The following is a 22845-nucleotide window of genomic DNA, read 5'->3' as shown; positions in this document are numbered from 1 at the left end:
AGGATCTTGAAAGTAGCCGGCATTTTCTGCTCCTTCATAGCTGACACAAGAAAGCAGTCAAAATCATAGAATTCCGTGTCTTCATTTTTTTGGTTGCCTCACGTTTATCTATCTCTTTCGACACTATTAATTTACCATGTTGACACCTGAAAAAATTCCACGCTTTTTCCATGTTTACATCCCTAGTTCATCCGCCACCGCTTCAAAGAAATGATTTCTTAATTTATAGGCTTGGCTTTTACTAATAAATAATTGCTGGGCAAGTCCAATTAATGTTAAAGAGGGCCGTTTTTTCATATATAGTTCTTCAATAATCACGCGCGTTTGTTCATCCGCTTCAGCTAAACAATTTTTGATAATGTCTCGATTTCTCTCTAAGTTCCACAGACGACGATCCATAGCTATCGTAATCGCCATTCGTTCGGTCACTACAGAGTGAAGTCCTTGTCCTCTAATACCAGCATTTAAATCTGCTTCTTGATAAGGGTGCCGTAATTCTTCTTCCCGTTGCCGGATATACTCATCTGTTTTATAAAAGTCTGCTAAAATATCTTTGATATAATTAAATGTTGACGTACGCATTGGTTAATCTCCTTTACTTTTATTCATTTAAAAGTGTTAATCGATAAATAAAATAACACTCTTTCGACATGTCTAAGCCGTGACGAATCGCTTCATCTGAATAACCGAGCCAAATTAAATAGAGATACTCGCTTTTTGTAAACGATGCGGCCTTGATGGATTGGATGGGTCTTGATTGATCCATCGACCAATTACCGATTGCTTGTCCTAATTCTTGAATTTCCTGCATAATAAGTTTATTTTTTTGACTTGCCCAATCGGGATATTGATTCATTAGTTGTAAGAGTCGTTTTCTTTTTTGTGCTTTTTCGCTTTGTTGCTTTGAAATATCTTTAAATACAACGCTTTTCATTTCAAATAAATCTTTTTTACGTTTTGTTAAATTACTCATGTTTACGGCCTTCTCTTTCACCAATTAGATAACCTAACATTAGTGTCATTGTCCAAAAGATAAACCCAATAATAATTGTTAACATATTTATTTCACACTCCTCATTCGTTTGTCTGTTGTGTCTTTATATTGGAAAACATAGCCACTGGCGTGCTTCATTAGACGAGAAATAATGCGTGTTCCATAGGCCTCCACCAGTTGTTTTCCAGAAAAATTAGTAGTAAAAATAGTTGCTTTATTCTGTCTAGCTTCTAAAATTCGGTTTAAGATATCATTATTAAAATCCGTACTAACTTTATTTTTAATTCCTAATTCAGCACCTAAATCATCTAAGACCAAAACGTCTGCTTTTTTCATTCTAGTAATATACGCTTGAGCCTTTGCTTGGCTTTTGGCCGATTCATTCATGGACATTTTTAGTTTTTCTAATAACTCAGAGTAGCTGACAAATAAACAATACTTTTGATATGCAGAGCGTTCTAAGACTTCAACTAAAATACTGATAGCCAAATGACTTTTACCGACACCAGGTTTCCCTGAAAAAATAACGTGGATTGGCTTTCCTTCAACAATCGCTGAAACTGCTGCTAAGGCCCGTTCTTTTGCTTGTCTTGTTTCTAATTCAGTGGTTTGGTAATTGGTTAAACGACATTGCCGTAGCGCATCATCAGCAATTAAGGACCCTTGATGAAAAAATTTTTGTGTACGTGCCATAAAACTCTCTTGAGAACGTTGTTGAGTAGCTTCTTGTTCATGTTTTTTTAGCATTTTATACCCACACGACCAACAAGTTGGGGCACAACGTTCTGTGCCATCTTTATTTTTTTGTTGCCAAACATATTGTTCACTGCCACATTCAGGACAACGGTCTTCAACTTTTTCTAACAATTGACTCAATAGTATTTGAAAAGTTTGATCTGTCGCATGCATACTGATTTCCTCCTTTCTTTAAAAACCTAACTCTTGATATTCTTCTGTCATTTGCGGCGTATGCTCCAACACTTGTTTTTTATCATTTATCAGAACTTCATGTACGGATAAATAATTTTGTTGCTCCCAACTTTTCAAAATAGCATTTACATAGCCGTAATTCCGTTTATTTCGATCGACGGCAATTCCTAAAGCATGCAAGATTAATTGGCATGCTTCCTCTTGGCTAGCCCCTTTTTGCATAAAATCTTGCAACCAATACTTAAAATCTTGGCTTGTTTTTGAGGCCAGTGTACCAAAGCCGTTTTCCTCATAAAAATGATAAATCATCTTTAAACAATCGTTTTCTGAACTACTACCTTGACTCTGACCTAACTTAGACTGGACTATGCTTTCCTGTGGTAACCGTTGGTAGTCAGCTGGTTGACCACTGACAGACGATTCTGCTTTAAACGTATAAGCTTTGCTATTTTTTTCAACAATCTGATTTTTCTCTTCTTGATACAAGGTTGGTTTGTAACGATCACTGCGAATATAATTATGAATTTTCCAATGTTTGATAACGATCACACCACTTTCAAATACTAGAATAAATTTTTTAACCATTAGCAATTTTAGATCGTCTTCCCCACAACCAACCATTCGCTGCAATTTTTTGGGATTATTGATAAATCCATCATCATCGGCACGCATCGCTAAATGAAAATACAGGGCCTGACTTGATAAGGGCATATCTAAAAACGCATCACTATCAATAATCGTTTTTGCAAACATGCGTCGTTCTGCCAATCCGCTTCTCTCCTTTTGACTAAATTATTGTTACTCTGTTAGTAATTCCATGAGGCCAATCATACCAATCACGATGGCCCCAATTTTTATTGAGACACTGCTTATTAATAAAATAATTGCTAAAAGTAACATATCCGACAACGTTTTTTTATAATTCCGACTCATTTCTTCACCCTTTCTACCAAAATACGGTTTTCCGAACAAAGTGTTCAAAAAATAGTTCAGTTAACCGAACATTTGAATGGCTCTATCTTAGCACCAAATATTTTCACTGTCAACTCATAAGTTCGGTTTTATGAACCGCTAATTTTAATTGCGATTGTTACTTGCCTTCTCTAAACAGGTATAGTATACTTTGAGACAATAGGAGGTTCGGAAATATGAACATTTTTGCTATCCGTTTAAAAGAAGCTTTAACAGCCAAGAACATCAAACCTAGTGAATTAGCGAAAAAAACTGGCATCGGTAAATCTTCGATCAGCGATTGGCTAGCTGGTCGTTACGAAGCAAAACAAGACAAAGTTTATCGCATTGCAGATGCATTAGACATTAATGAGGCCTGGTTGATGGGGCAAGAAGTTCCCATGGAAAAAAATGCCTCAACTATCGACCGCATTTATAAAAAATTAGAACCCCAACGACAAGCCATCGTTTATCAATTTGCCGAACAACAATTACACGAACAACAAACGCAAGCAGAAATTCTCTCATTCCCTCGCCGTGACGAAATGACACTGGCTGCCCACGCTGGGGATCCAGAAAAGATATTTTCAAAAGAAGAAATCGAGAAAATTCACGATTACTTGGATGAAATTGATGCCAAATATCAACAATCGATTTCTTCTGACAAAAAAGAGGATTAACTTCCCATCTACTCTTTTTATTAAGTAATGGCAGGTGAATGGTAAAGTGAATGATTATGAAAAACTCGTCAGTTCCATTCAAAAGGATGTGACGGTTTTAGAAATTGATTTATACAATCAAACAGGTTGTTATGGGTTGTATCGAAATGGCAAAATTTATATTGAAAAAACATTGAGTACCCGTCAAAAGAAGAACATTTTAGCCGAGGAATACGGGCATTATCAAACATCCGTTTGCACTATTTTAAATCAAAATTGTACAGAAAATCGGAAGCAAGAGTTGAAAGCCCGCAATGTGGCCTTAGAGCAATTAGTTACATTAGACGATTTAATTCGTTGCTCTGAAGCTGGCTTAAGCAACCATTATTCTTGTGCTGAATTTTTGGAAATCGATGTTGAGACATTAAAAAATGTGATTACGTACTATCGACAAAAGTATGGCGCCACTTATCTTTATAAAGGACGGATTTTTGAATTTAGGGATTATTCTGTGATGGTATTAAATACTGGGTTAACTTAAAAAGCATGGAACAAAATCAATAAGGATTTTGTTCCATGCTTAAAAGTATTCTGGAAAATTCAAGAGCGATTTTGGTACCAATGGTTAATATGTCCGACGCCAATCATAAGATTTGGGACAAGTATGAGGACGAATATAAATGACGGCCAAAATCCGATGAACTGAATAATACGTTCCCGCATACTATGTAGTACAAAGAAGAAAAGAAAAAAGTACAGGGAACTCTTGCCTGAACCCATTTCTTTTAAATAACGATCTCCATTTTTATAGAAACCAACAATTCTTTTCATTTTTGCACCTCCATGACTATTTTATCAAGAAATCAGGAAAAGAAAAAGCACACCATTCGTCTGGTGTGCTTTTTCTTTTTAATTATTCACCTTGATTCAACTTACGAATCAACTCATCAATGTGATTTCCGTATTGGACAGATTCGTCTCTTTCAAAAATCAACTCTGGTGTTTTATACAAGGTTAACCGTTGTCCTAATTCTTTACGAATCAGTCCTTTGGCTTTGTCTAATCCTTGTTGAGCTTTTTGTTGTTCGGAAGCTAAATCAGATAACAAGCTGTAATAAATCGTTGCTTGTTGTAAATCACCGGTCACACGAACATCTGTAATAGTGATGCCTTGGACGCGTGGATCTCTGATGCGTTTGTTCAAGATATCATTCACTTCACGCATGATTTCTTGGCCTACACGACGGTCACGATAATTTGCCATAGTGTCTTCCTCCAATTACTAAAATTATTGTTTGATTTCTTCCATAATGAAGCCTTCAATCGCATCATCTACACGTAAATCATTGAAGTTTTCAATCATAGCACCACATTCAAAACCAAGTTTGACTTCTTTCACGTCATCTTTAAAGCGTTTCAAGCTTGCTAATTTACCTTCATAAATAACAATACCATCACGAATGACACGAACGCCACTATCGCGGCGAATAAAGCCTTCTGTAACATAACAGCCAGCGATTGTGCCAACTTTAGATACTTTGTACAATTCACGAACCGTCATTTGACCCGTAATTTTTTCTTCAAATTCTGGATCTAATAACCCTTTCATCGCTGTTTCGATTTCTTCTAGGGCTTTATAGATAATACGGTGTAAACGAATATCAACTTCTTCTTGTTCTGCTTGTTGTTTCGCTTGTGGTGTTGGGCGAACGTTAAAGCCGATAATAATCGCATTACTTGCTGCGGCTAAAGTTACGTCGCTTTCATTGATGGCCCCAACTGCCGCGTGAACAATTTTCACACGAACGCCTTCTACATCAATTTTTTGTAAACTTGCTGAAACGGCTTCGGCAGATCCTTGTACGTCTGCTTTGACAATGATATTAACTTCTTTTAATTCGCCTTCTTTTAGGCTTTCAAATAAGTTATCCAATGTCACACGGCTACTTGCTGAACGTTGTTCAAGCAACGCACGTTTAGCCCGTTCTTCCCCTGCTTGACGTGCTGTTTTTTCATCTTCAAAGACCACAAAACGATCACCCGCTTGAGGAACATCATTTAATCCGGTAATTTCTACAGGAGTTGCGGGTCCTGCTTCTTTATCACGGCGGCCCATGTCATTGGTCATCACACGAACACGTCCGTAAGTATTACCAACAACGATTGGATCACCAACATGTAAAGTTCCTTGTTGAACGAGTAATGTCGCAACCGGACCTTTACCTTTATCTAAGCGCGCTTCAATCACTGTTCCAATTGCTTTTTGCGTTGGATCAGCTTTTAAGTCTTCTACTTCAGCAATCAGTAAAATATTTTCCAACAACTCATCAATGTTTTGATTGAATTTCGCTGAAATATTGACAAAAATCGTATCTCCGCCCCATTCTTCAGGAATTAATTCATGTTCACTTAATTCTTGTTTCACATGATCAGGATTTGCACCAGGCTTATCAATTTTGTTAACTGCTACAATAATTGGCACTTTTGCCGCTTTCGCATGGTTAATCGCCTCGATTGTTTGTGGCATTACTCCATCGTCCGCTGCAACAACTAAGATGGTAATATCAGTGATGCTGGCACCACGCGCGCGCATACTAGTAAAGGCCGCATGTCCTGGTGTATCTAAGAACGTAATTGGTTTGCCATCAATATCTAACTGATAGGCCCCAATATGCTGCGTGATTCCGCCCGCTTCACCTGAAGTCACACGAGAATGGCGCAATGTATCTAATAATGTTGTTTTCCCGTGGTCTACGTGTCCCATGATTGTGACAACAGGGGGACGTGTAATTAAGTTTTCTTCAACAACTGCTTCTGGTTCGAAGAATTTATCAATGTCCGCAATATCAACTTGGACTTTTTCTTGCGGTTCCATGCCATAGTCCACAGCTAATAATTCAATTGTATCTTTATCTAGGGCTTGGTTTTGGTTAACCATGACACCCATCATAAATAATTTTTTGATGATTTCCGCTGGTTCGCGGTGGATTTTTTTCGCAATATCCGCCACGTTCATACCTTCTGTATATTCTAAAACATCTGGTAATTCACGGAATTTACGTGCTGGTACTGCTGGCTTCGCTGATTCTTGTTGATGTTTGCCTTTTTTCCCTTTTTTATTGAAACGATTGCGGTTTTGGTTATTAAAGTTATTCCGATTATTACGATTTTGACCGCCACCAAAATTGTTGTTGCGGTTTTGGCCGCCACGGTTTTGGTTGTTCCCGCCATTGTTATTTTGGCTGGTCCGATTTTGATTCGTTGTAGAACCGTTATTGTTTTGGGTATTGCGGTTTTGATTGTTTGTATTTGTTTGATTGCTACGGTTTTGTGTGTTGCTTTGGCCGTGACGATTTTGGTTGTTGTTGTTTCTTTGTTGTCCATTCGTTGATTGATTGTTTGGACGATTTTGGTTATTTCTTTGTTCACCAGGTTTATTGTTCATTGGTTTCTTATTGGCTGGTTTATTTTGTGTTGTTTGTTGCTTTTGGTTGTTTGTTGCTTTTGATTGAGTATTTACGGTACTTCCTCCTCCGAATGCTTGACGAAGCTTTGTTTCTTGCTCGGAACTAATTGCGCCCATATGGTTTTTAACATCCATACCTAATTGATGCGCTTTATCGACAACGTCTTTGCTTGCTTTATTCATTTCTTTTGCTAGTTCATAAATTCTTTTTTTTCCCATGCAATCACCTTCCTAACCTTTTAGTAATTCCTTGATTTTGGTGGCAAATCCTGCATCAGTTACTCCGATAACCATTCGTGGTCGCCCAATCGCTTGGCTGAGCTCGAATTGACTGAACAGTTCGCTAACAGGAACATTATAATAAGAACTTTTGTCCTTGATTTTCTTTCTAGTATTCTCACTGGCATCTTGCGCAACAAACACAAATTTCGCTTTGTTTGCACGAATATCTTTAAGGGTTAATTCCTCGCCTGTGACTAATTTACCGGCGCGCATTGCTAAACCTAAAAGGTTCAAAATTTTGGTTTTATTTTCCATCGCCAAACAACTCTTTGCGGGCTTTTTGGTGCGTTACATAATCCAATAGTTCTTGATAAAATTCATCACTTAATTTTGTTTCTAAGACACGATCAAGAATTTTTTTATCCCAAGCTTTTTGGACTTCCGCAGGATCCAAATCAACGTAAGCGCCACGTCCAGGCAATTTACCAGTTGGATCTAAAGCCACTTCGCCTTCTTTGGAGCGAGTAATTCTGACTAATTCTTTTTTCGGTTTCATTTCGCCTGAAACAACCGATTTACGCATTGGAATTTTTCTCTTTTTCATTTTTTCACCCTCCAAAAACGTTATTCTTGTTCAGGTAATTCTTCTGTAATTTCTGCTTCAACAACTGCTTCTTCAGTAGCCAAGTTTTCGTAATCATCTGCCGTCATATCTGAATGGATAATTGCTTCATCCATTTCTTCTGCCACTTCGGCAACTTCTTGATTGGCTTGTTGTTCATAAAATTCAGCCATATCAGATTCTGATTTGATATCAATTTTATGGCCCGTTAATTTAGCAGCTAAGCGCGCATTTTGACCACGTTTACCAATTGCTAATGACAATTGATAATCAGGTACAACAACTGTACATGCTTTGCTATTTTCTGGATCAAAAATAACATCTAATACTTGAGCTGGATTCAAGGCATTACTAATATAAATAGCTGGATCTTCGTTCCATTCCACAATATCCATATTTTCGCCTTTTAATTCATTCACAATCGCTTGGACACGTTGGCCTTTTGGACCAACACAGGTACCCACTGGGTCAATATTAGGATCTGTTGAACGAACGGCTACTTTTGAACGATCGCCAGCTTCACGAGCGACGCTTACGATTTCAACAATTCCATCATAAACTTCTGGAATTTCTTGTTCAAAAAGACGTTTTAGTAAATCTGGATGACTACGGCTTACAAAAACTTGTGGGCCTTTTGATGTGTTTTCAACACGTGATACGTAAACTTTAATCCGATCATGCGGTTGGTAAAATTCATTTGGCATTTGATCTTGTTTTGATAAGACTGCTTCGATTTTACCTAAGTTTACATAAATATAACGACGATCTTGACGTTCAACAATTCCTTGCATGATGTCATTTTCATATTCGCTAAATTCATTATAAATAATTGTTCTTTCTGCTTCACGGACACGTTGTAAAATCACTTGCTTTGCTGTTTGGGCAGCAATGCGGCCAAAGTCTTTTGGCGTAACTTCAAAACGAATTTTGTCGCCGATTTCATATGCCCCATTTAATGCAACGGCATCTTTTAATGAAACTTCCAATTGTGAATCAAATACTTCTTCTGTTACTTCTTTGACAGCATACACGTGAATATTGCCTTTTTTTGGTTCAAATTCAACTTCGACGTTGCTTGCTTGTCCATAATGTCTTTTATATGCAGAAACTAAAGCTGCTTGTAACGCTTCAATCACCGTATCTTTAGGAATCCCTTTTTCAGCTTCTAATACGTCTAATGCATTTAACATTTCTTTGCTCATTGTTTTTCTTTTCCTCCTATGGATTCGTTAAAGCTGAACGAGTGGTTCTTCTTCCAAGGGAAAAACTTCTCGTTAAAACTTGTCACAGGCCCGGCTAAAAGTAAAACTTTTAGTGGACCCTTTTTTACATTCGAGTCTGTTGATTAAAATTGAATGGCTAAACGAGCTTTTGCGATATTTTTACGTTCAAAAGTCATTTCCTTCACTCTGGTTTTAATTTTTACACTTAATGTTAATTGTTCTGAATCAAGATGGACTAAGGTACCCTCAATCTGTTTTTCTCCATCAACTGCTTGATAAAGAGAAATATGAATGTACTTACCTACCGCTTGTTCATAATCGCTTTCTTTCTTTAACGGACGTTCTGCTCCCGGAGAAGAAACTTCCAGAAAGTACGCTTGCGGAATTGGATCTGGATCCATTGCATCTAGTTTTTCACTTAATTTTTCGCTGACAAAGGCACATTCCTCAATATCAATGCCACCTTCTTTATCGATAAATACTCGTAAAAACCAATTTTTTCCTTCCTTAACAAACTCTACTTCCACAAGTTCAAAATTTTGTTCTTCTAAGATTGGTGTGACTAACTTTGTTACAGTTTCCACAGCACTACTCAAAATTTTCGCCTCCTTCGAGATTGATGTAACGAACCGTGTCCTGATGACTTTTCCATCAAAAAGAGTGAGCAGAAATCCGCTCACTCCCAACTAGTATCATTACGCTAAAGATAGTATAGCACAGAACCATTCCAAACTCAAATGAACAAGCTAAATCTCTCGAAATTTGCACATTTTGTCTCGATTACTGAAACTATCTAAGCGATTATTTTTTCGTTTTAAAATAGATAAATAATCCTTGAATCAAAAGAAGGGTACCTAAGAAAAGAAACGCGTTTTCTTTTGTTTCTCCTGTTTTTGGCAATTCCTTATTACGAATCGCCTGTTTTTCAATGGTTATTGAAGTAGTTTCTGTGGTTGAATTCGTGGTAGTATCTGTTGTCCCACTCGTTGGTGGTGTGGTACTTTCTATAGGTTTTTCTGGCGTATAGTGATTAGTAAATACTTGACCTCCATCATACTGAGTAGTCGCCACAAGATTTCCTAAAAGCGCCTCGACGGTTACTTGAACTTGAAGGTTGTGCGTATCGTAGGAAACACCTGCCTGTTGCGTGTTTACTTCCCGAATGGTGTATTGATAGTTTCCAGGAGTTTCAAAGGTTAATGGTGAAAATTGAATTTTCCCTAAAGTATCGTTACTAACCGTTTCTAGTACTGTGCCTTTCTCATCTAACAATTCAAATTGAAATTCAGCATCCTTCAGTGGTTTTCCTAAAAGAACTTTTCCAGCTAAAAATGAAGCAGCGACTGGTTGATATGAAATCTTATGATTCACAACAGTTTTCAGTGCAACTAAGTTTTTACCAAAGTCTTCAGGTGTTATTGAAATCTTGTTTTGCGAAAGTTGGTAACCGATAGGTGCTTTGGTTTCTACTAAAGTATAGTTATCTTTTAACAAGCCTTTAACAATCGCTGTTCCGTTTTGATCTGTTGTGATTTTGGCCACTGTTTGATTGGTTGAGTTACGAATGAGTTCAAACTCTGCACCTGCTAAACGCTGGCCCGCTTCATCTTCTTTATGAATTTCAACAACATATTGTTCACCATTGGCTTCTCCACCACCCGTTTGTGAGACACGACTCACTTCGACTTCTTCCACCACCGTTTGATTTTCTGTTAATTTTGCATAATTTGTGAAGGTTTCACCTTTTTCGGGAAGATGATCGATTTTGGTTTTATAGGTGATACGATATTCATTAGTCCCAATATTGCCAAAATGCACCGAAAAATTGCGGTCACCAGGACCATACTGGACAGACAACTGACCAGTTATATCTTCCTCTGACGTGAACTGCCAAATAGCATTTCCATCCAGTGTCCATTGTCCTCGTTCAATTTTCATAGTGTCTTTCATATAACTTAAACTTTCTGTTTTTAGCACATCTTCCACTTCTAAATCAGTATACGTTTGCCCTGTTGGATTAATCCGTAGCACATTGTAAATTTCGGTTGGATCGTCTTCGATAAACCATGAATACTTGCTAAATTTTTCGTTAACATCATCGCCTTCACCTTGGTAATCAAGATCGCCAGCAAATATTTTTTCCCCTTCAACCGTGACGTAAATAGGAATCTTGGATTCATTTTCCACATTTTCGAAATCAATCAAACTTGTAAAATATAAAGACCCACTAATATTGGCATGGTTTTCTACGTAATCTGTATACGTTAACGTGACCGTTTTATTTGCTACATCGGTCTGTGCAATTGCAACCACAGCACCTGTATCATCTACTACATTAAAGGTCATATTTTTCTCGAGACGTAGCTCTTCGGGCAAAGTAATCACACTCGTATCCCCACTATTAACGGTATTATCTGGTAAGTTGAACTCAATTCGGAGGTAGATGTCTGTATATTGATTAATGGTCCCAAGCGGGTTTCCCTCTTTGTCCGTTAGTTGAATCGCTGTCACAATGTTGCCTACTTGCTTACGCGGCACTACGTTTGGCGTAGCAGAAATTTGATTGGTTTCACTGGTACTAGTTGGTTCCGTTTGCGCATATCCTGTTTCAAGTTTCAGAAAAGGCGTTATCAGCGTCGACAAAAGAATGAAAAACATTCCCCAATAGACAAAACTTCTTTTTTTCATTTTTATTCAATCCTTCCTATCTAAAATAATTGGTTAGGTTTATACTATCAAGGATTAACTAGGTGCAAGTGTTTTTATTTTTCCCAACAATAAAAAACAAAAAACACCGAACCAAAATAATTTTGGCTCGGTGTTTTGCTCCTAATGTCTTTTCTTATAAAACCATAATTGAACTTTTTCAGAAATGGTTGATAAATGTTGGAAAGTTGAGTCTGCTGCAAAGAAAAGAATGGCTAAAAGTAACAAGGCTGTTGGCGATACCGAAGTTAACGAGAACAAGTTTTTCATGGAAATACTTGTAATAACCATTCCGATTAAACAGCCAATCATTACGCGCTTGCGGTAACGATTCATTGGTGAACTAATTTTATAAAGAACCATAAAGCCGACTGAAACTAGCAACAATGTTGCAGTCGTTGAAATGTCCGTTTTTTGAAGTGCAAGAATATCACCACAAATTAGTAAGGCACCGACTACTAACATATCCGTTAACCCACCAGGAATTGCTTTTGATAACACATTGAAAAGAAATTTCCCTTCAATGCGACGATGATTTGGTTCCAAAGCTAGAAATGTCGAAGGAATCCCAATTGTAAATAAACTAATCAATGTGACTTGTGTCGGTTGTAAAGGATATGTCACGGCAAAAATCATAGCAAAGACAGACATCAGCAAGGAGAAAATATTTTTTACAAGGAATAAACTTGAAGAACGTTCAATGTTATTAACTACTTGGCGGCCTTCAAAGACAACCTCCGGCATCGTTGAAAAATCAGAATCCAACAACACAACTTGCGAGGCTTGTGCTGTAGCTTGATTTCCTGAAGCCATGGCAATACTACAATCTGCTTCTTTCATGGCTAAAATATCATTGACTCCATCCCCTGTCATCGCCACTGTATGATCTAATTTTTTCAACAATAGTACAAATTGTTTCTTTTGTTCTGGCGTGACACGACCAAAAACGGTGTATTTTTCTAACGCTTCTGTCTGGGCTTCCATTGTAGTTAATGTTCGCGCGTCCACATAATTTTCAGCACCAATAATGCCTGCCGCTTGTGCTACATTGGATACTGTTAAAGGATTATCACCAGAAATGACCTTAATAGCCACATTTTGTTCAGCGAAATATTCAAAAGTTGCTTTGGCTTCTTTACGAATCGGATTCCAAAGAAGAATGTAGCCTAGAGGTTGAACCTCTGCTGCCAACGTTTCCTGAAATTCTCCTAAATACTTTCCGAACACCAATAAGCGATAGCCTTGACTTGTATAATGTTCCACTTCAGATTGATACATTTCATAATTGTCTCTCAAAATCATCTCTGGCGCCCCAAGAATATACGTCGCTTCCGGGAAAGTCACGCTACTAAATTTTTCGACAGACGAAAACGAGGTGTAGCTAACGGCTTCCCTTTGATTATTAGTAACAAAAAATTCTTTCATCGCTTTCATCGTATCGTTGTCAGCTGACATTGTTCGGCAAAAATCGCCAATTAATTTTTCGACATTGGTTAAGTCTGTACCATCATTTTCGATACTCACCACAGGAACCAACTCTTGGACTTCCATCGTGTTTTCAGTAATTGTTCCTGTTTTATCTACACATAACACATCAACACGTGCTAAGGATTCGATACTTTTCATGTTGTGCAATAAAACGCCGCGCTTCGCTAAGCGCATTGTGCTGGCAGCTAATGCAACGGTTGTTAAAAGGTACAACCCTTCTGGAATCATCCCAATCAAGGCAGCTTCCATGGAGACAATGCTGTCATGAAGCCCTTGATGGTTGATGAAATAACTTTGGAAAAATAGAACACAGCCGATTGGAATAATAATAATCCCTACCCATTTCACCAAACGGTTAATGGAACCGACCATCTCTGATTGTTCCCCTTTTTTAATTGATTTGGCTTCAAGCGTTAATTGATGAACATAGGCCTCAGCGCCAATTTTATCAATTCTTGCATAACAAGAACCTGACACAATAAAGCTACCTGACAAAAGTTGACTATCTGCTACTTTGGTAATCTCATCAGATTCCCCAGTTAACAAGGATTCATTCACACGGACTTCACCAGATAAGACAATTGCATCCCCAGAAATCTGTTCACCCGATTTAAAGAGCACCACATCATCCAAAACCAGTTCATCTGGCGAAATTTCTTGTTCTTGGCCATCCCTCACAACGGTTACTTTTGTAGCGTTTAGAATATTTAAGCTATCTAATACTTTCTTCGACTTAATTTCTTGGTAAATTCCAATGACCGTATTAATGATTACTACTGGCAAAAAGGTCATATTTTTATAAGATTGTACCAGCATTAATAACACACCTAGTACCACAAAAATTAAGTTGAAATACGTAAATACGTTATTAATAACAATCTGTTTCGTTGTGATAAACTCTGTGTCGACGGCGGCATTGACTAAGCCTTTTCGCTGTCTTTCTTCAACTTGTGCGGCCGTCAAGCCTTGTTTATCTTCTGGATAATAGCGTTCCGCGTTAGCAGTCACTGCTATTGGTTCATTTTCTTGCATTTCTTTTTTTCTTCTCAAACACATCACCCCTTGTTCTAGTCGACTCTTTCATCGTCTCCTTCTCTCCCACAGTATAGCACTGAATAAAAATTTAGATAACAACTAGCGTCCAACTATAGAAAAAAATTATACATTTCCTAAACATTGTCATTTTCAGGAACAAGCTAACGCAAAACCTTTTCATTTACTTGTTTTTCCTTTACTATAGTAAAGAAGAAATATCAAGAAATGAGGAACAATTGATGGCACAGAATCACGTAATTAAAGTTAGTAAAAAAACATTAGCAGAGATGACCACTGTTTATCAACCCAATCGTTTAAATAAAACGGTCCCTTATACTGTCTTCGTGGCCAAGGTTGGCACCACTACCATCACTGCTTATCAATCAGGTAAAGTCATGTTTCAGGGACCTCAAGCTGAAAAAGAGGCCGCTCGTTGGGAAGGAACGAGTACCACACCACAGAAAAAAGTGTCCCCCCAGACTACAACGCTGCCTGCTGATTTTGGCAACTGGTCTGTGATAGGTTCCGATGAAGTCGGTAATGGTAGCTATTTTGGTCCAGTAACTGTCTGTGCTGCCTATGTTGACAAAAGCATGATTAGCAAACTAAAAGCATTAGGTGTTCGTGATTCCAAAGAATTAACCGACCCACAAATTATTCAATTGTCACATGTCATTAAAGAACTGATTCCTTACAAGTTATTAATCGTTGAACCAAAAAAATACAATGAGATCCAACCAAACTACAATGCTGTACACATGAAAGTCGCTTTGCATAACCAAGCGATTTATCTGTTGCTACAAGAGTTGGCTCCCACAAAGCCAGAAGGGATTTTGATTGACCAATTCACCCCTGAAAATAATTATCGGAAATATGTTCGTAATGAAAAAAATCAAGTCACTGAAAAATTGTTCTTCGTCACTAAAGGAGAGCAGTATCATGTTGCTGTTGCTGCCGCCTCTATTATTAGCCGCGCTGCTTTTTTAGAAGAGTTAGACAAAGAATCTGCAGAATTGGGTTTCTCTGTGCCCTCTGGTGCCGGCAGCAAATCAGACCAAGTAGCCGCCCGTATTTTGAAAAAAGGCGGCCTAGACTTATTAGCGAATTACGCGAAGCTGCATTTTGCAAACACCCAAAAAGCCCAAAAGTTACTATAAAATAAACACCAAGCAAAAGTCCCAATGCCGATTAGCGGCGCTGGGACTTTTGCTTGGTGTAAAAAATTATTTTTCAATTTCGATAAACAGGACTTTTAAGTAATTACCTTCTGGAAAATTAGGATTCACTTGAAAGTCTGCCGGTAATTGATACGTGTCCGTAATCTTGTAACGAACATTTTTCTCTTGCAAGGCAGTAATCACCATTTTTTTATATTTGGCTAAGGATAAATTTGCCGCATTGGTTGAGGCAATAAGCGTTCCCTTATCCGTTAAAATATCAATAGAATCTTTCACTAGCTCCCCATAATTTTTAGCAACGGAAAAAACTTTCTTTTTGTTGCGAGCAAAACTCGGCGGATCCAAAATGATCATGTCATAACTCAAGCCTTTACGTGAAGCATATTTAAAGTAGTCAAAAACATCCATAACAATAATCTTTTGCGCGGCAAGATTTAAATGATTGACTTCAAATTGCTCAGTCGTTTTCGGTAAGCTTCGTTTAGCTAAATCCACACTAGTGGTGGCCACAGCACCTCCCATAGCGGCAGCTACTGAAAAAGCACCTGTATAACTAAACATATTTAAGACTGTTTTACCTACTGCAAACCCATCTACTAATCGACCACGAACTTCTTTTTGATCTAAAAAGATGCCTGTCATTAATCCTTCGTTTAAATAGGTAGCAAATTGAACGCCATTTTCGGTGACAAGTAATGGCTCGGGTGCTTGTTCACCATATAAAAACTGTGATTCGGGTAAATCTTTTGTGGAAAAGCGAATCTTTTCGTAGGCACCAATAATGTCAGGGTAAACTGTGCGAAACGCCGTCAAAAGTTCGGCTTTTTTCTGATAAAGGGTTTCATTATACCATGAAAAAACGGCGTAATCTGCATAGCGATCGATGATTAGACCCCCAATGCCATCTCCTTCTCCATTAAATAATCGATAAGCGGTTGTCAGCGAATCCTTTTCAAAAGATGTCCGCTTCTCACGACTTATTTCAAAGAGTTGTTGAAAAAAAGATTGATTAATTGGTCCATGCCATGACAGCAACCAACCAATTCCTTTATTTTGTTCGCCTAAATATCCTTCGGCTAAACGCTGGCCTTTACTATCAATCAAAGTAAGCCAATCTGTTGGTAACTGCGCTGGCACTTGTTGCAAATCTTCTTTCTGAATTAAAGGATATCCTTTTTTAAATTTATGTTCTGCTTTTTTAGTTACTTGAAGTTTCATTCTGTACACCTACTTTTCAAAGTCCTATCTAGTATAGCAAAAAAAGGCCCATCTGTCTTTAAAGGATTCAAGCTTCACGTCATTTAACGAACTAAAAAGTTTAAGGAAATAGTAAGTTTTCTTTAACATCCCCATTCCTCACTTCGGTAAGAATTGACATAAAATTTGTGAAAGAGTAAAATTAAAGCGATATTGTAAAATACGAAATTTACCTAATTTTACTTTTATAGAATCATCGTTTAGAAAGGACGTTTATTTTGAAAAAATTATTTAAAACAAATATTTTAAACACGCGACTGGGGTTATTCTCGCTAATCGCCATCTTACTGTGGCTAAAAAACCTCTTTGCGTACGCCGTTGATTTCCATTTACGTTTGGAAAATATTAACGAGTACTTCATACTCTTAATTAATCCAATTGCCACAACGGTCTTTTTATTAGCCATCGCTTTGTATGTTCGCCGTAAAAAAGCTTCTTATATTACAATGATGATTATTTACTTCTTGATGAGTTTACTGCTCTTCTCAAATGTCGTGTATTATCGAGAATTTACTGACTTCATCACAGTTAATACGATGCTTGGTGCTGGCAAAGTAGCTAGCGGTCTTGGCGAAAGTGCCTTACGTCTCTTTAGACCTTATGACGTCATTTATTTCTTAGACTTCATTATTATTGGCGTATTATTATTAACGAAAAAAATTAAAACAGATGCGCGTCCAGTCCGCGCACGTGTAGCAGTCTCTGTCACACTCCTTTCTGTTGTCTTTTTCTTATTCAATCTATTTATGGCTGAAACAGAACGTCCCCAATTATTAGGACGTCAATTCTCTCGTGACTATATCGTGAAATTCTTAGGCTTAAATGCCTTTACCGTATACGATGGCATTACAACTTACCAAACAAACCAAGTCCGTGCCGAAGCTAGTGCTAACGATATGAAACAAGTTGAAGATTACGTGAAACAACAATATGCGGCACCCGATGATAGTAAGTTTGGTATTGCAAAAGGCAAAAATGTAATTTATATCCATTTAGAAAGTTTCCAACAATTTTTAGTTAATTACAAATTAAAAGATGAAAATGGCGTAGAACACGAAGTCACACCATTTATCAATAGTCTTTACAATAGTAAAAGTACCTTTAGCTTTGATAACTTCTTCCACCAAGTTGGTCAAGGAAAAACAAGTGATGCCGAAACGTTACTTGAAAATTCACTATTTGGTTTAGACCAAGGTTCACTCTTTACACAAGTTGGTGGGAAAAATACGTTTGAAGCAGCACCCGATATTTTAAAACAAACGCAAGGTTACACTAGCGCTGCTTTCCACGGAAATGCCGGTAACTTCTGGAATCGGAATGAAACCTATAAACGTTTAGGCTATGACTATTTCTTTGATGCTAGTTATTATGATGTTAATTCAGATAACTCATTCCAATATGGGTTACACGATAAACCATTCTTTAATCAATCCGTTCAATATTTAGAACATTTACAACAACCGTTCTATTCTAAATTTATTGCTGTATCCAATCATTATCCTTATTCTCAATTTACAAACGATGAAGCAGGATTCCCAATTGCAAAAACCTCTGACGAAACAATTAATGGTTACTTTGCAACAGCGAATTATTTAGATAAAGCGGTCGAAGAATTCTTTAACTACTTGAAATCTTCAGGTCTCTATGAAAACTCAGTCATTGTTCTTTATGGCGATCACTATGGGGTTTCTAATTCAAGAAACCAAAACTTAGCAGAGTTAGTAGGTAAAACCAAAGCAGATTGGAACGATTTTGACAACGCCAATATGCAACGTGTTCCTTATATGATCCACGTTCCTGGTCAAGAAAATGGCGGTGTGAACCATACTTATGGCGGCCAAGTTGATGCCTTACCAACCCTTCTACACTTGCTTGGTGTCGATACGAAAAACTACATTCAGCTAGGCCAAGATTTATTCTCTAAACAACACAATCAAATCGTTGCTTTCCGCAACGGCAATGTTGTAACACCTAAATATACTATTTTAGGTTCTAGCATTTACGATACTAAAACAGGCACTTTAATTACAGAACCAACCGAAGAAGTTAAGAAAGAAGTCGCTGATTTAAAAGCCAAAGCGACGAAACAATTAGAAACGTCTGACCAAATTACTAACGGTGACTTGCTTCGTTTCTATACCAATAGCGGCTTAAAACTAGTTAACCCAGAAGACTATGATTACAAGAACCAATTGCAACAACTGGAAGCAATTGAAAAAGAAAAAGGTGAAAAATCAACGAGTGTTTACAGTAAAAACAATAATAAATCAACCGTTGATGAATATCACACTGACAGTTATCAAGGCTATCAAAAAACTGGTAAATAAATCTTCAAAAAGCTTGAGCAATTTGCTCAAGCTTTTTTGCTACTTTTTCATAATTAATTCATATTATTTCACTATACTAAAGATAGTTTAGAGAGGTGAAAGTTGATGAGAAGTGTCCGTTACGCTACAGCTAGTAGTTTTTATCATAAAAAAATCACGTTAATCACCGCACTCTTCTTCTTCCTGTTCTCTTTCTTATTGACTGGGCTGTTTAACTTAATTGATTTTGAAAAAGAGTTTTTACGAACGATGCCAGACTTTGTCGATATTGAAAAACAAACTAGTTACCATTACCAACTGATTCAATACTATTGGCACCTCTATCTAGGTAGTGTCATTTTCTTTGGTGTTACTTTTCTTCTGTTGATGTATGTGACATTACGCATAAAAAAGGAAGAAATACATACATGGTATCACATGCACTTTTCAAATATGTATGTCACCAAACAGCTCTTACTAGAGTTATGTTTACCGGCTCTATTAGGAATTTTCAGTTTTTTACTTTTCACTTTAATGTTTCAAGAAACGTATAATACTGTTCTTTGGGCTGCTCGTGATGCTATTTTACAGTGGTCTCATTTGGAACCTCCAGCATTTTTAGCTAAAAGTACCGACCAGGATGTCACGATTACAAATATCCAGCATTTAGGGATTCAAACGATCCAAGCGTTTTCTTTTGATTTTAAAAGTATGCAGTCGCTTTATACAATCCGTAATTGCTTTGTTAACTGCTTAATCTTGTTTGGCATTCCTCTTGTTTGCGGGACTCCTTTCACATTGATTTATTTACGCACACATCAGAAATAAGGGAGGGATTTTCTATGAATGTCACACCATCATTCAAAAAAACAACCGAAAAAAAATCCTCATTCGACGCGTTAGCTTTGCGAGAAGTTTATGGAATCATTTATTCTGCTCCAGAACAAGAACTCGCATTGGCCGATTTTTTCCAAACAAACCAACTAACCATTACTAGGCTTTCTTCTAGTGAAACCTTTTTGCCCTACTTGTCATTAGAAGAAAATTTATTTATCGCTAGTACGATCAAAGAACGGGATCGAAAAGTAGTTCTAGCCGAAGCTTTCCAGGTGTTCCAATTAGAACCTGCCTTACTTGGTCGTTCCTTTACTTCTTTTACGACTTTTGAAAAAATTAAAATGCGCATAATACAACTTTTGCTTTCAAAAACAAGTACGTTAGTGATTGATGACATCTTTTCTTCATTAACGATTGGACAACGTCAAGAAATTTTACCTCAATTAAAAATAGCAGTTCAAAAAAGAAACAAGCGCTTGCTATTTCTGACAAAAGAGCCACAAATTATTGATAGTCCCTATGTGCGCCCCCTGTCTCTACATGCGTTATTAAACTAAAAAAACGTCTGGCACTGATTGTGACCAGACGTTTTCTTTAGTTTTCAGTAATTTCAACATCAGGAAATGAAATAATAAACGTGGTGCCTTTACCAAGTTCACTCTCAACATTGATTTTTCCTTTATGCAAGCGGACCAATTGTTGAACGATTGGTAAGCCTAATCCTGATTCTCCATATTTCGTATTTTTACGGGATGGATCTACTTTGTAATAACGATCCCAGATATTCAGAATTTGCTCTTCCGTCATGCCGATTCCTGTATCAGAAATACGGACAATAGTTTCTAAATAGCCTTTTTCTAAAGCAATATGAATTTCGCCATTTTCAGTAAATTGGATGGCATTTTGAACAATATTGACAACTACTTGAACGAAACGATCATAATCGGCATACACATCAATTGGTTCGGTGGTGTCTAAATACAATTGATTACCAGCGGCTTCAGCTTTGGCCGTTAGTTGAGTCACAATATTTTCTAAAGCTTCTGTTCCGTTGAACTTCTTCACAACAATTTGAATCTGGTTGGTCCGAATTTTTTCATAATCAAGATTTTCATTGACTAAGCGAATCAAGCGAGCGGTCTCATTTTGCATCAGTTTAATCGCATTCTCTTTTTGATTTTCAGGAATAGCATTATACTGCAATCCCTCTAACAAGCCATTAATAGTTGTTAAAGGCGTCCGCATTTCATGAGAGGCATCCGCCATAAATTGACGACGGCGCTCTTCTTGCCGATTGATTTCTTCTTGTGATTCTTTTAAAGACGCAGCCATTTTATTAAAATCTTCTGCTAGGTCATCAAATTCATCTTTGTCATGTACTGGTAATTGAATATCAAAATTTCCACTAGTGATTTCTTTGGTGGCTTTACGCATCCGATTAATTCGTTTCACTTGGAAAGTCGCAAATAGATAGCTTAGTAACAAGGCAATCACACCAGAAAAAATAAAGCCTTTAATCAAGTTTTGTGTCACGGACTGAACACTTCGGTCAACGTTTTTGGCAGGTTGTGTAATAACGAGTGAACCAATAATCACTTTTTTATCAGAAGACTGATTTGATGCATACACCGGTAACATTACATAGGATGAAGTATTTCGGGCCCCGTAAATATCAATGTTTTCTGTTGCATAAACACGATTGCCTTTCATGATTTGATCCCAATTTTTATCGATTAAGGAAAAGTCTAATTTTTTTGTGCTATCAACTGGTGGGTACTGCACTTCGCGGTCCTTGTTAATAAACACAAATTGCACATCTTGCTTCTGGAGTACGCGCTCAGTCAACTGAAATGAATAGGATAAAACATCTCGATCTGAAACACCTGCAACATTAATAAAAAAGTCACGTGTTTCTAAAGCCGATTCTGCATAACCATACAGCTGTTCATAGTTATTTTCTTGCATTGTGCGCTTGGTCAATTGTGTGAAAGACGTTCCGACAATGAGAATTATCAGAGCAATCACACCTATAAAAGCAAGTAATTGTTGATACAAATACTTCATTAAGCAACACCTGAATCGTCGAATTTATACCCTACGCCCCAAACCGTTTGGATGACTTGAGGACCCACTTTTTCAATTTTTTGTCGTAATTTTTTGATATGGGCATCAACTGTCCGTTCATCGCCAAAGTATTGATAGTCCCAAACCAATTCTAGTAGTTGTTCGCGTGAAAAGACTTGGCGTGGTTTTTTTGCTAAAGTGTATAGCAAATCAAATTCTTTAGGTGTTAAGCCTTCAATTAATTGATTATCTAAATATGTTTCTCGTGTTTTCGTATTCATTTTAAAATGATCCGTAATCACGTCAAATGTTTCATCTGTATTCTCAGACGTATCATGCGCAGCCTCTGCCACCTCGGCACGACGATGTAGAGCTTTCATCCGTGCAATCAAAGTTAATGGACTAAATGGTTTTGTCACATAATCATCCGCACCCATTTCAAGGCCAATTACTTGGTCACTTTCAGAATCACGAGCGGTCAACATAATAATGGGAACATTGGCTGAAACTTTGCGAATTTCACGACAAACAGCCATCCCATCCATACTAGGTAAGTTTAAATCTAACGTAATCATGTCCCATTTTTCTGGCGAAGCAAGAAAAGTCGCCAATCCTTCTTTGCCATCATCTTTAAAGGTAGCTTCCCACCCTTCATTTAAGAAAAACATTTGCATCATTTCTGAGACGGATTCATTGTCTTCAATCATTAATATATTCATTTCATTCACTCCTTATTCACTTTTCATAAAAACTGCTCTATTGTAGTATACTCTAAAATTGAATTTGTACCAACCGATTCTATATTTCTTCAAAAATCCTTTACAGAACCATCAAAAATCACTTTTTTTCCTGCTCTTTTAAAGAAAACGATGGGAACCCATTGTCTTTTCAGAAAAGTTTGTTAAAA

At 37.3% G+C, this 22845-nt stretch carries 22 protein-coding genes; 6 read left to right on the top strand and 16 right to left on the bottom strand.

The window, feature by feature from the left end:
• Window positions 1-174: 174 nt before the first annotated feature.
• The 5 genes from IGJ03_RS05105 to IGJ03_RS05085 all read right to left on the bottom strand — a co-directional run bounded on the left by IGJ03_RS05105 (window position 175) and on the right by IGJ03_RS05085 (window position 2905).
• Window positions 175-582, bottom strand: coding sequence for a RinA family phage transcriptional activator (locus tag IGJ03_RS05105; RefSeq protein WP_002360491.1), 408 nt, complete (start codon window positions 580-582; stop codon window positions 175-177).
• 19 nt (window positions 583-601) lie between these two features.
• Window positions 602-994, bottom strand: a complete 393-nt coding sequence (locus IGJ03_RS05100; protein ID WP_002360492.1) for a hypothetical protein — start codon at window positions 992-994, stop codon at window positions 602-604.
• 66 nt (window positions 995-1060) lie between these two features.
• Window positions 1061-1903 carry an ATP-binding protein gene (locus tag IGJ03_RS05095; protein WP_002384644.1) on the bottom strand — a complete coding sequence of 281 codons (843 nt, stop codon included), beginning with the start codon at window positions 1901-1903 and terminating at the stop codon, window positions 1061-1063.
• 18 nt (window positions 1904-1921) lie between these two features.
• The gene (locus IGJ03_RS05090) at window positions 1922-2677 is read right to left on the bottom strand and encodes a DnaD domain protein (RefSeq protein WP_025190711.1); all 756 of its coding nucleotides are present in this window, start codon (window positions 2675-2677) and stop codon (window positions 1922-1924) included.
• 45 nt (window positions 2678-2722) lie between these two features.
• Window positions 2723-2905, bottom strand: a complete 183-nt coding sequence (locus tag IGJ03_RS05085; protein ID WP_002369529.1) for a hypothetical protein — start codon at window positions 2903-2905, stop codon at window positions 2723-2725.
• 167 nt (window positions 2906-3072) lie between these two features.
• Here IGJ03_RS05085 and IGJ03_RS05080 point away from each other — a divergent pair, with 167 nt between their 5' ends.
• Together IGJ03_RS05080 and IGJ03_RS05075 are read left to right on the top strand one after the other, a co-directional pair.
• A complete protein-coding gene (locus IGJ03_RS05080; RefSeq protein ID WP_002357856.1) occupies window positions 3073-3555 on the top strand; it encodes a helix-turn-helix domain-containing protein in 483 nt (160 codons plus the stop codon).
• Between the two features lie 34 nt (window positions 3556-3589).
• Window positions 3590-4075: a toxin gene (locus IGJ03_RS05075; protein WP_438711088.1), complete on the top strand. Its 486-nt coding sequence runs from the start codon at window positions 3590-3592 to the stop codon at window positions 4073-4075.
• 372 nt (window positions 4076-4447) lie between these two features.
• Here IGJ03_RS05075 and rbfA read toward each other — a convergent pair whose 3' ends face one another.
• From rbfA to IGJ03_RS05035, 8 genes are all read right to left on the bottom strand, one after another.
• Window positions 4448-4798, bottom strand: coding sequence for a 30S ribosome-binding factor RbfA (rbfA, locus tag IGJ03_RS05070; protein WP_002360497.1), 351 nt, complete (start codon window positions 4796-4798; stop codon window positions 4448-4450).
• A 24-nt stretch (window positions 4799-4822) separates the two neighbouring features.
• Window positions 4823-7219 (bottom strand): translation initiation factor IF-2, encoded by a 2397-nt coding sequence (gene infB / locus IGJ03_RS05065; RefSeq protein ID WP_010824569.1) that lies wholly within the window; start codon window positions 7217-7219, stop codon window positions 4823-4825.
• A 12-nt stretch (window positions 7220-7231) separates the two neighbouring features.
• The gene (locus IGJ03_RS05060) at window positions 7232-7537 is read right to left on the bottom strand and encodes a YlxQ-related RNA-binding protein (RefSeq protein WP_002357860.1); all 306 of its coding nucleotides are present in this window, start codon (window positions 7535-7537) and stop codon (window positions 7232-7234) included.
• Window positions 7527-7826, bottom strand: a complete 300-nt coding sequence (gene rnpM, locus IGJ03_RS05055) for an RNase P modulator RnpM (RefSeq protein WP_002363794.1) — start codon at window positions 7824-7826, stop codon at window positions 7527-7529. Before rnpM ends, IGJ03_RS05060 begins: the two co-directional genes overlap by 11 nt.
• Window positions 7827-7846: 20 nt before the next feature.
• Entirely contained in the window at window positions 7847-9046 is a 1200-nt protein-coding gene (gene nusA, locus IGJ03_RS05050) for a transcription termination factor NusA (protein ID WP_002360499.1), read from the bottom strand.
• Between the two features lie 143 nt (window positions 9047-9189).
• Window positions 9190-9663: a ribosome maturation factor RimP gene (rimP, locus tag IGJ03_RS05045; protein WP_002357863.1), complete on the bottom strand. Its 474-nt coding sequence runs from the start codon at window positions 9661-9663 to the stop codon at window positions 9190-9192.
• 205 nt (window positions 9664-9868) lie between these two features.
• Window positions 9869-11755, bottom strand: coding sequence for an Ig-like domain-containing protein (locus IGJ03_RS05040; RefSeq protein WP_142956624.1), 1887 nt, complete (start codon window positions 11753-11755; stop codon window positions 9869-9871).
• A 141-nt stretch (window positions 11756-11896) separates the two neighbouring features.
• Window positions 11897-14317, bottom strand: a complete 2421-nt coding sequence (locus IGJ03_RS05035) for a cation-translocating P-type ATPase (protein WP_002384650.1) — start codon at window positions 14315-14317, stop codon at window positions 11897-11899.
• Window positions 14318-14535: 218 nt separating this feature from the next.
• Between IGJ03_RS05035 and rnhC the strand changes: the two genes are divergently transcribed.
• Entirely contained in the window at window positions 14536-15453 is a 918-nt protein-coding gene (gene rnhC / locus IGJ03_RS05030; protein ID WP_002390139.1) for a ribonuclease HIII, read from the top strand.
• A 66-nt stretch (window positions 15454-15519) separates the two neighbouring features.
• On the opposite strand, the gene IGJ03_RS05025 is transcribed toward rnhC, so the two are convergent.
• On the bottom strand, window positions 15520-16692 hold the full coding sequence (locus IGJ03_RS05025) for a class I SAM-dependent rRNA methyltransferase (RefSeq protein WP_002365543.1): 1173 nt from the start codon (window positions 16690-16692) through the stop codon (window positions 15520-15522).
• A gap of 257 nt (window positions 16693-16949) precedes the next feature.
• On the opposite strand from IGJ03_RS05025, the gene IGJ03_RS05020 reads away from it, so the two are divergent.
• From IGJ03_RS05020 to IGJ03_RS05010, 3 genes are all read left to right on the top strand, one after another.
• Window positions 16950-19058 (top strand): LTA synthase family protein, encoded by a 2109-nt coding sequence (locus IGJ03_RS05020; protein WP_375804695.1) that lies wholly within the window; start codon window positions 16950-16952, stop codon window positions 19056-19058.
• A gap of 105 nt (window positions 19059-19163) precedes the next feature.
• Window positions 19164-19865 (top strand): hypothetical protein, encoded by a 702-nt coding sequence (locus IGJ03_RS05015; protein WP_010822738.1) that lies wholly within the window; start codon window positions 19164-19166, stop codon window positions 19863-19865.
• Between the two features lie 14 nt (window positions 19866-19879).
• Window positions 19880-20431, top strand: a complete 552-nt coding sequence (locus IGJ03_RS05010; protein ID WP_010822737.1) for a hypothetical protein — start codon at window positions 19880-19882, stop codon at window positions 20429-20431.
• A gap of 37 nt (window positions 20432-20468) precedes the next feature.
• Here the strand turns inward: IGJ03_RS05010 and IGJ03_RS05005 are convergent, their stop codons facing one another.
• Both IGJ03_RS05005 and IGJ03_RS05000 read right to left on the bottom strand, forming a co-directional pair.
• Entirely contained in the window at window positions 20469-21938 is a 1470-nt protein-coding gene (locus tag IGJ03_RS05005) for a sensor histidine kinase (RefSeq protein WP_002357872.1), read from the bottom strand.
• The gene (locus tag IGJ03_RS05000) at window positions 21938-22657 is read right to left on the bottom strand and encodes a response regulator transcription factor (RefSeq protein WP_002381953.1); all 720 of its coding nucleotides are present in this window, start codon (window positions 22655-22657) and stop codon (window positions 21938-21940) included. Before IGJ03_RS05000 ends, IGJ03_RS05005 begins: the two co-directional genes overlap by 1 nt.
• Window positions 22658-22845 lie beyond the last annotated feature (188 nt).

It is taken from the genome of Enterococcus sp. DIV1315a, from assembly GCF_051712325.1.
Lineage (GTDB): Bacteria > Bacillota > Bacilli > Lactobacillales > Enterococcaceae > Enterococcus > Enterococcus faecalis.
The sequence above is the reverse complement of the archived record's forward strand: the minus strand, read 5'-3'. Positions and strand labels throughout refer to the sequence as shown.

What these genes read in the sequence shown, in the direction of transcription:
- IGJ03_RS05105 (WP_002360491.1), bottom strand. Translation starts at nt 582, where the DNA reads ATGCGTACGTCAACATTTAATTATATCAAAGATATTTTAGCAGACTTT.
- IGJ03_RS05095 (WP_002384644.1), bottom strand. Translation starts at nt 1,903, where the DNA reads ATGCATGCGACAGATCAAACTTTTCAAATACTATTGAGTCAATTGTTA.
- IGJ03_RS05090 (WP_025190711.1), bottom strand. Translation starts at nt 2,677, where the DNA reads ATGTTTGCAAAAACGATTATTGATAGTGATGCGTTTTTAGATATGCCC.
- IGJ03_RS05080 (WP_002357856.1), top strand. Translation starts at nt 3,073, where the DNA reads ATGAACATTTTTGCTATCCGTTTAAAAGAAGCTTTAACAGCCAAGAAC.
- rbfA (WP_002360497.1), bottom strand. Translation starts at nt 4,798, where the DNA reads ATGGCAAATTATCGTGACCGTCGTGTAGGCCAAGAAATCATGCGTGAA.
- infB (WP_010824569.1), bottom strand. Translation starts at nt 7,219, where the DNA reads ATGGGAAAAAAAAGAATTTATGAACTAGCAAAAGAAATGAATAAAGCA.
- IGJ03_RS05060 (WP_002357860.1), bottom strand. Translation starts at nt 7,537, where the DNA reads ATGGAAAATAAAACCAAAATTTTGAACCTTTTAGGTTTAGCAATGCGC.
- rnpM (WP_002363794.1), bottom strand. Translation starts at nt 7,826, where the DNA reads ATGAAAAAGAGAAAAATTCCAATGCGTAAATCGGTTGTTTCAGGCGAA.
- nusA (WP_002360499.1), bottom strand. Translation starts at nt 9,046, where the DNA reads ATGAGCAAAGAAATGTTAAATGCATTAGACGTATTAGAAGCTGAAAAA.
- IGJ03_RS05040 (WP_142956624.1), bottom strand. Translation starts at nt 11,755, where the DNA reads ATGAAAAAAAGAAGTTTTGTCTATTGGGGAATGTTTTTCATTCTTTTG.
- IGJ03_RS05035 (WP_002384650.1), bottom strand. Translation starts at nt 14,317, where the DNA reads ATGTGTTTGAGAAGAAAAAAAGAAATGCAAGAAAATGAACCAATAGCA.
- rnhC (WP_002390139.1), top strand. Translation starts at nt 14,536, where the DNA reads ATGGCACAGAATCACGTAATTAAAGTTAGTAAAAAAACATTAGCAGAG.
- IGJ03_RS05025 (WP_002365543.1), bottom strand. Translation starts at nt 16,692, where the DNA reads ATGAAACTTCAAGTAACTAAAAAAGCAGAACATAAATTTAAAAAAGGA.
- IGJ03_RS05015 (WP_010822738.1), top strand. Translation starts at nt 19,164, where the DNA reads ATGAGAAGTGTCCGTTACGCTACAGCTAGTAGTTTTTATCATAAAAAA.
- IGJ03_RS05010 (WP_010822737.1), top strand. Translation starts at nt 19,880, where the DNA reads ATGAATGTCACACCATCATTCAAAAAAACAACCGAAAAAAAATCCTCA.
- IGJ03_RS05005 (WP_002357872.1), bottom strand. Translation starts at nt 21,938, where the DNA reads ATGAAGTATTTGTATCAACAATTACTTGCTTTTATAGGTGTGATTGCT.
- IGJ03_RS05000 (WP_002381953.1), bottom strand. Translation starts at nt 22,657, where the DNA reads ATGAATATATTAATGATTGAAGACAATGAATCCGTCTCAGAAATGATG.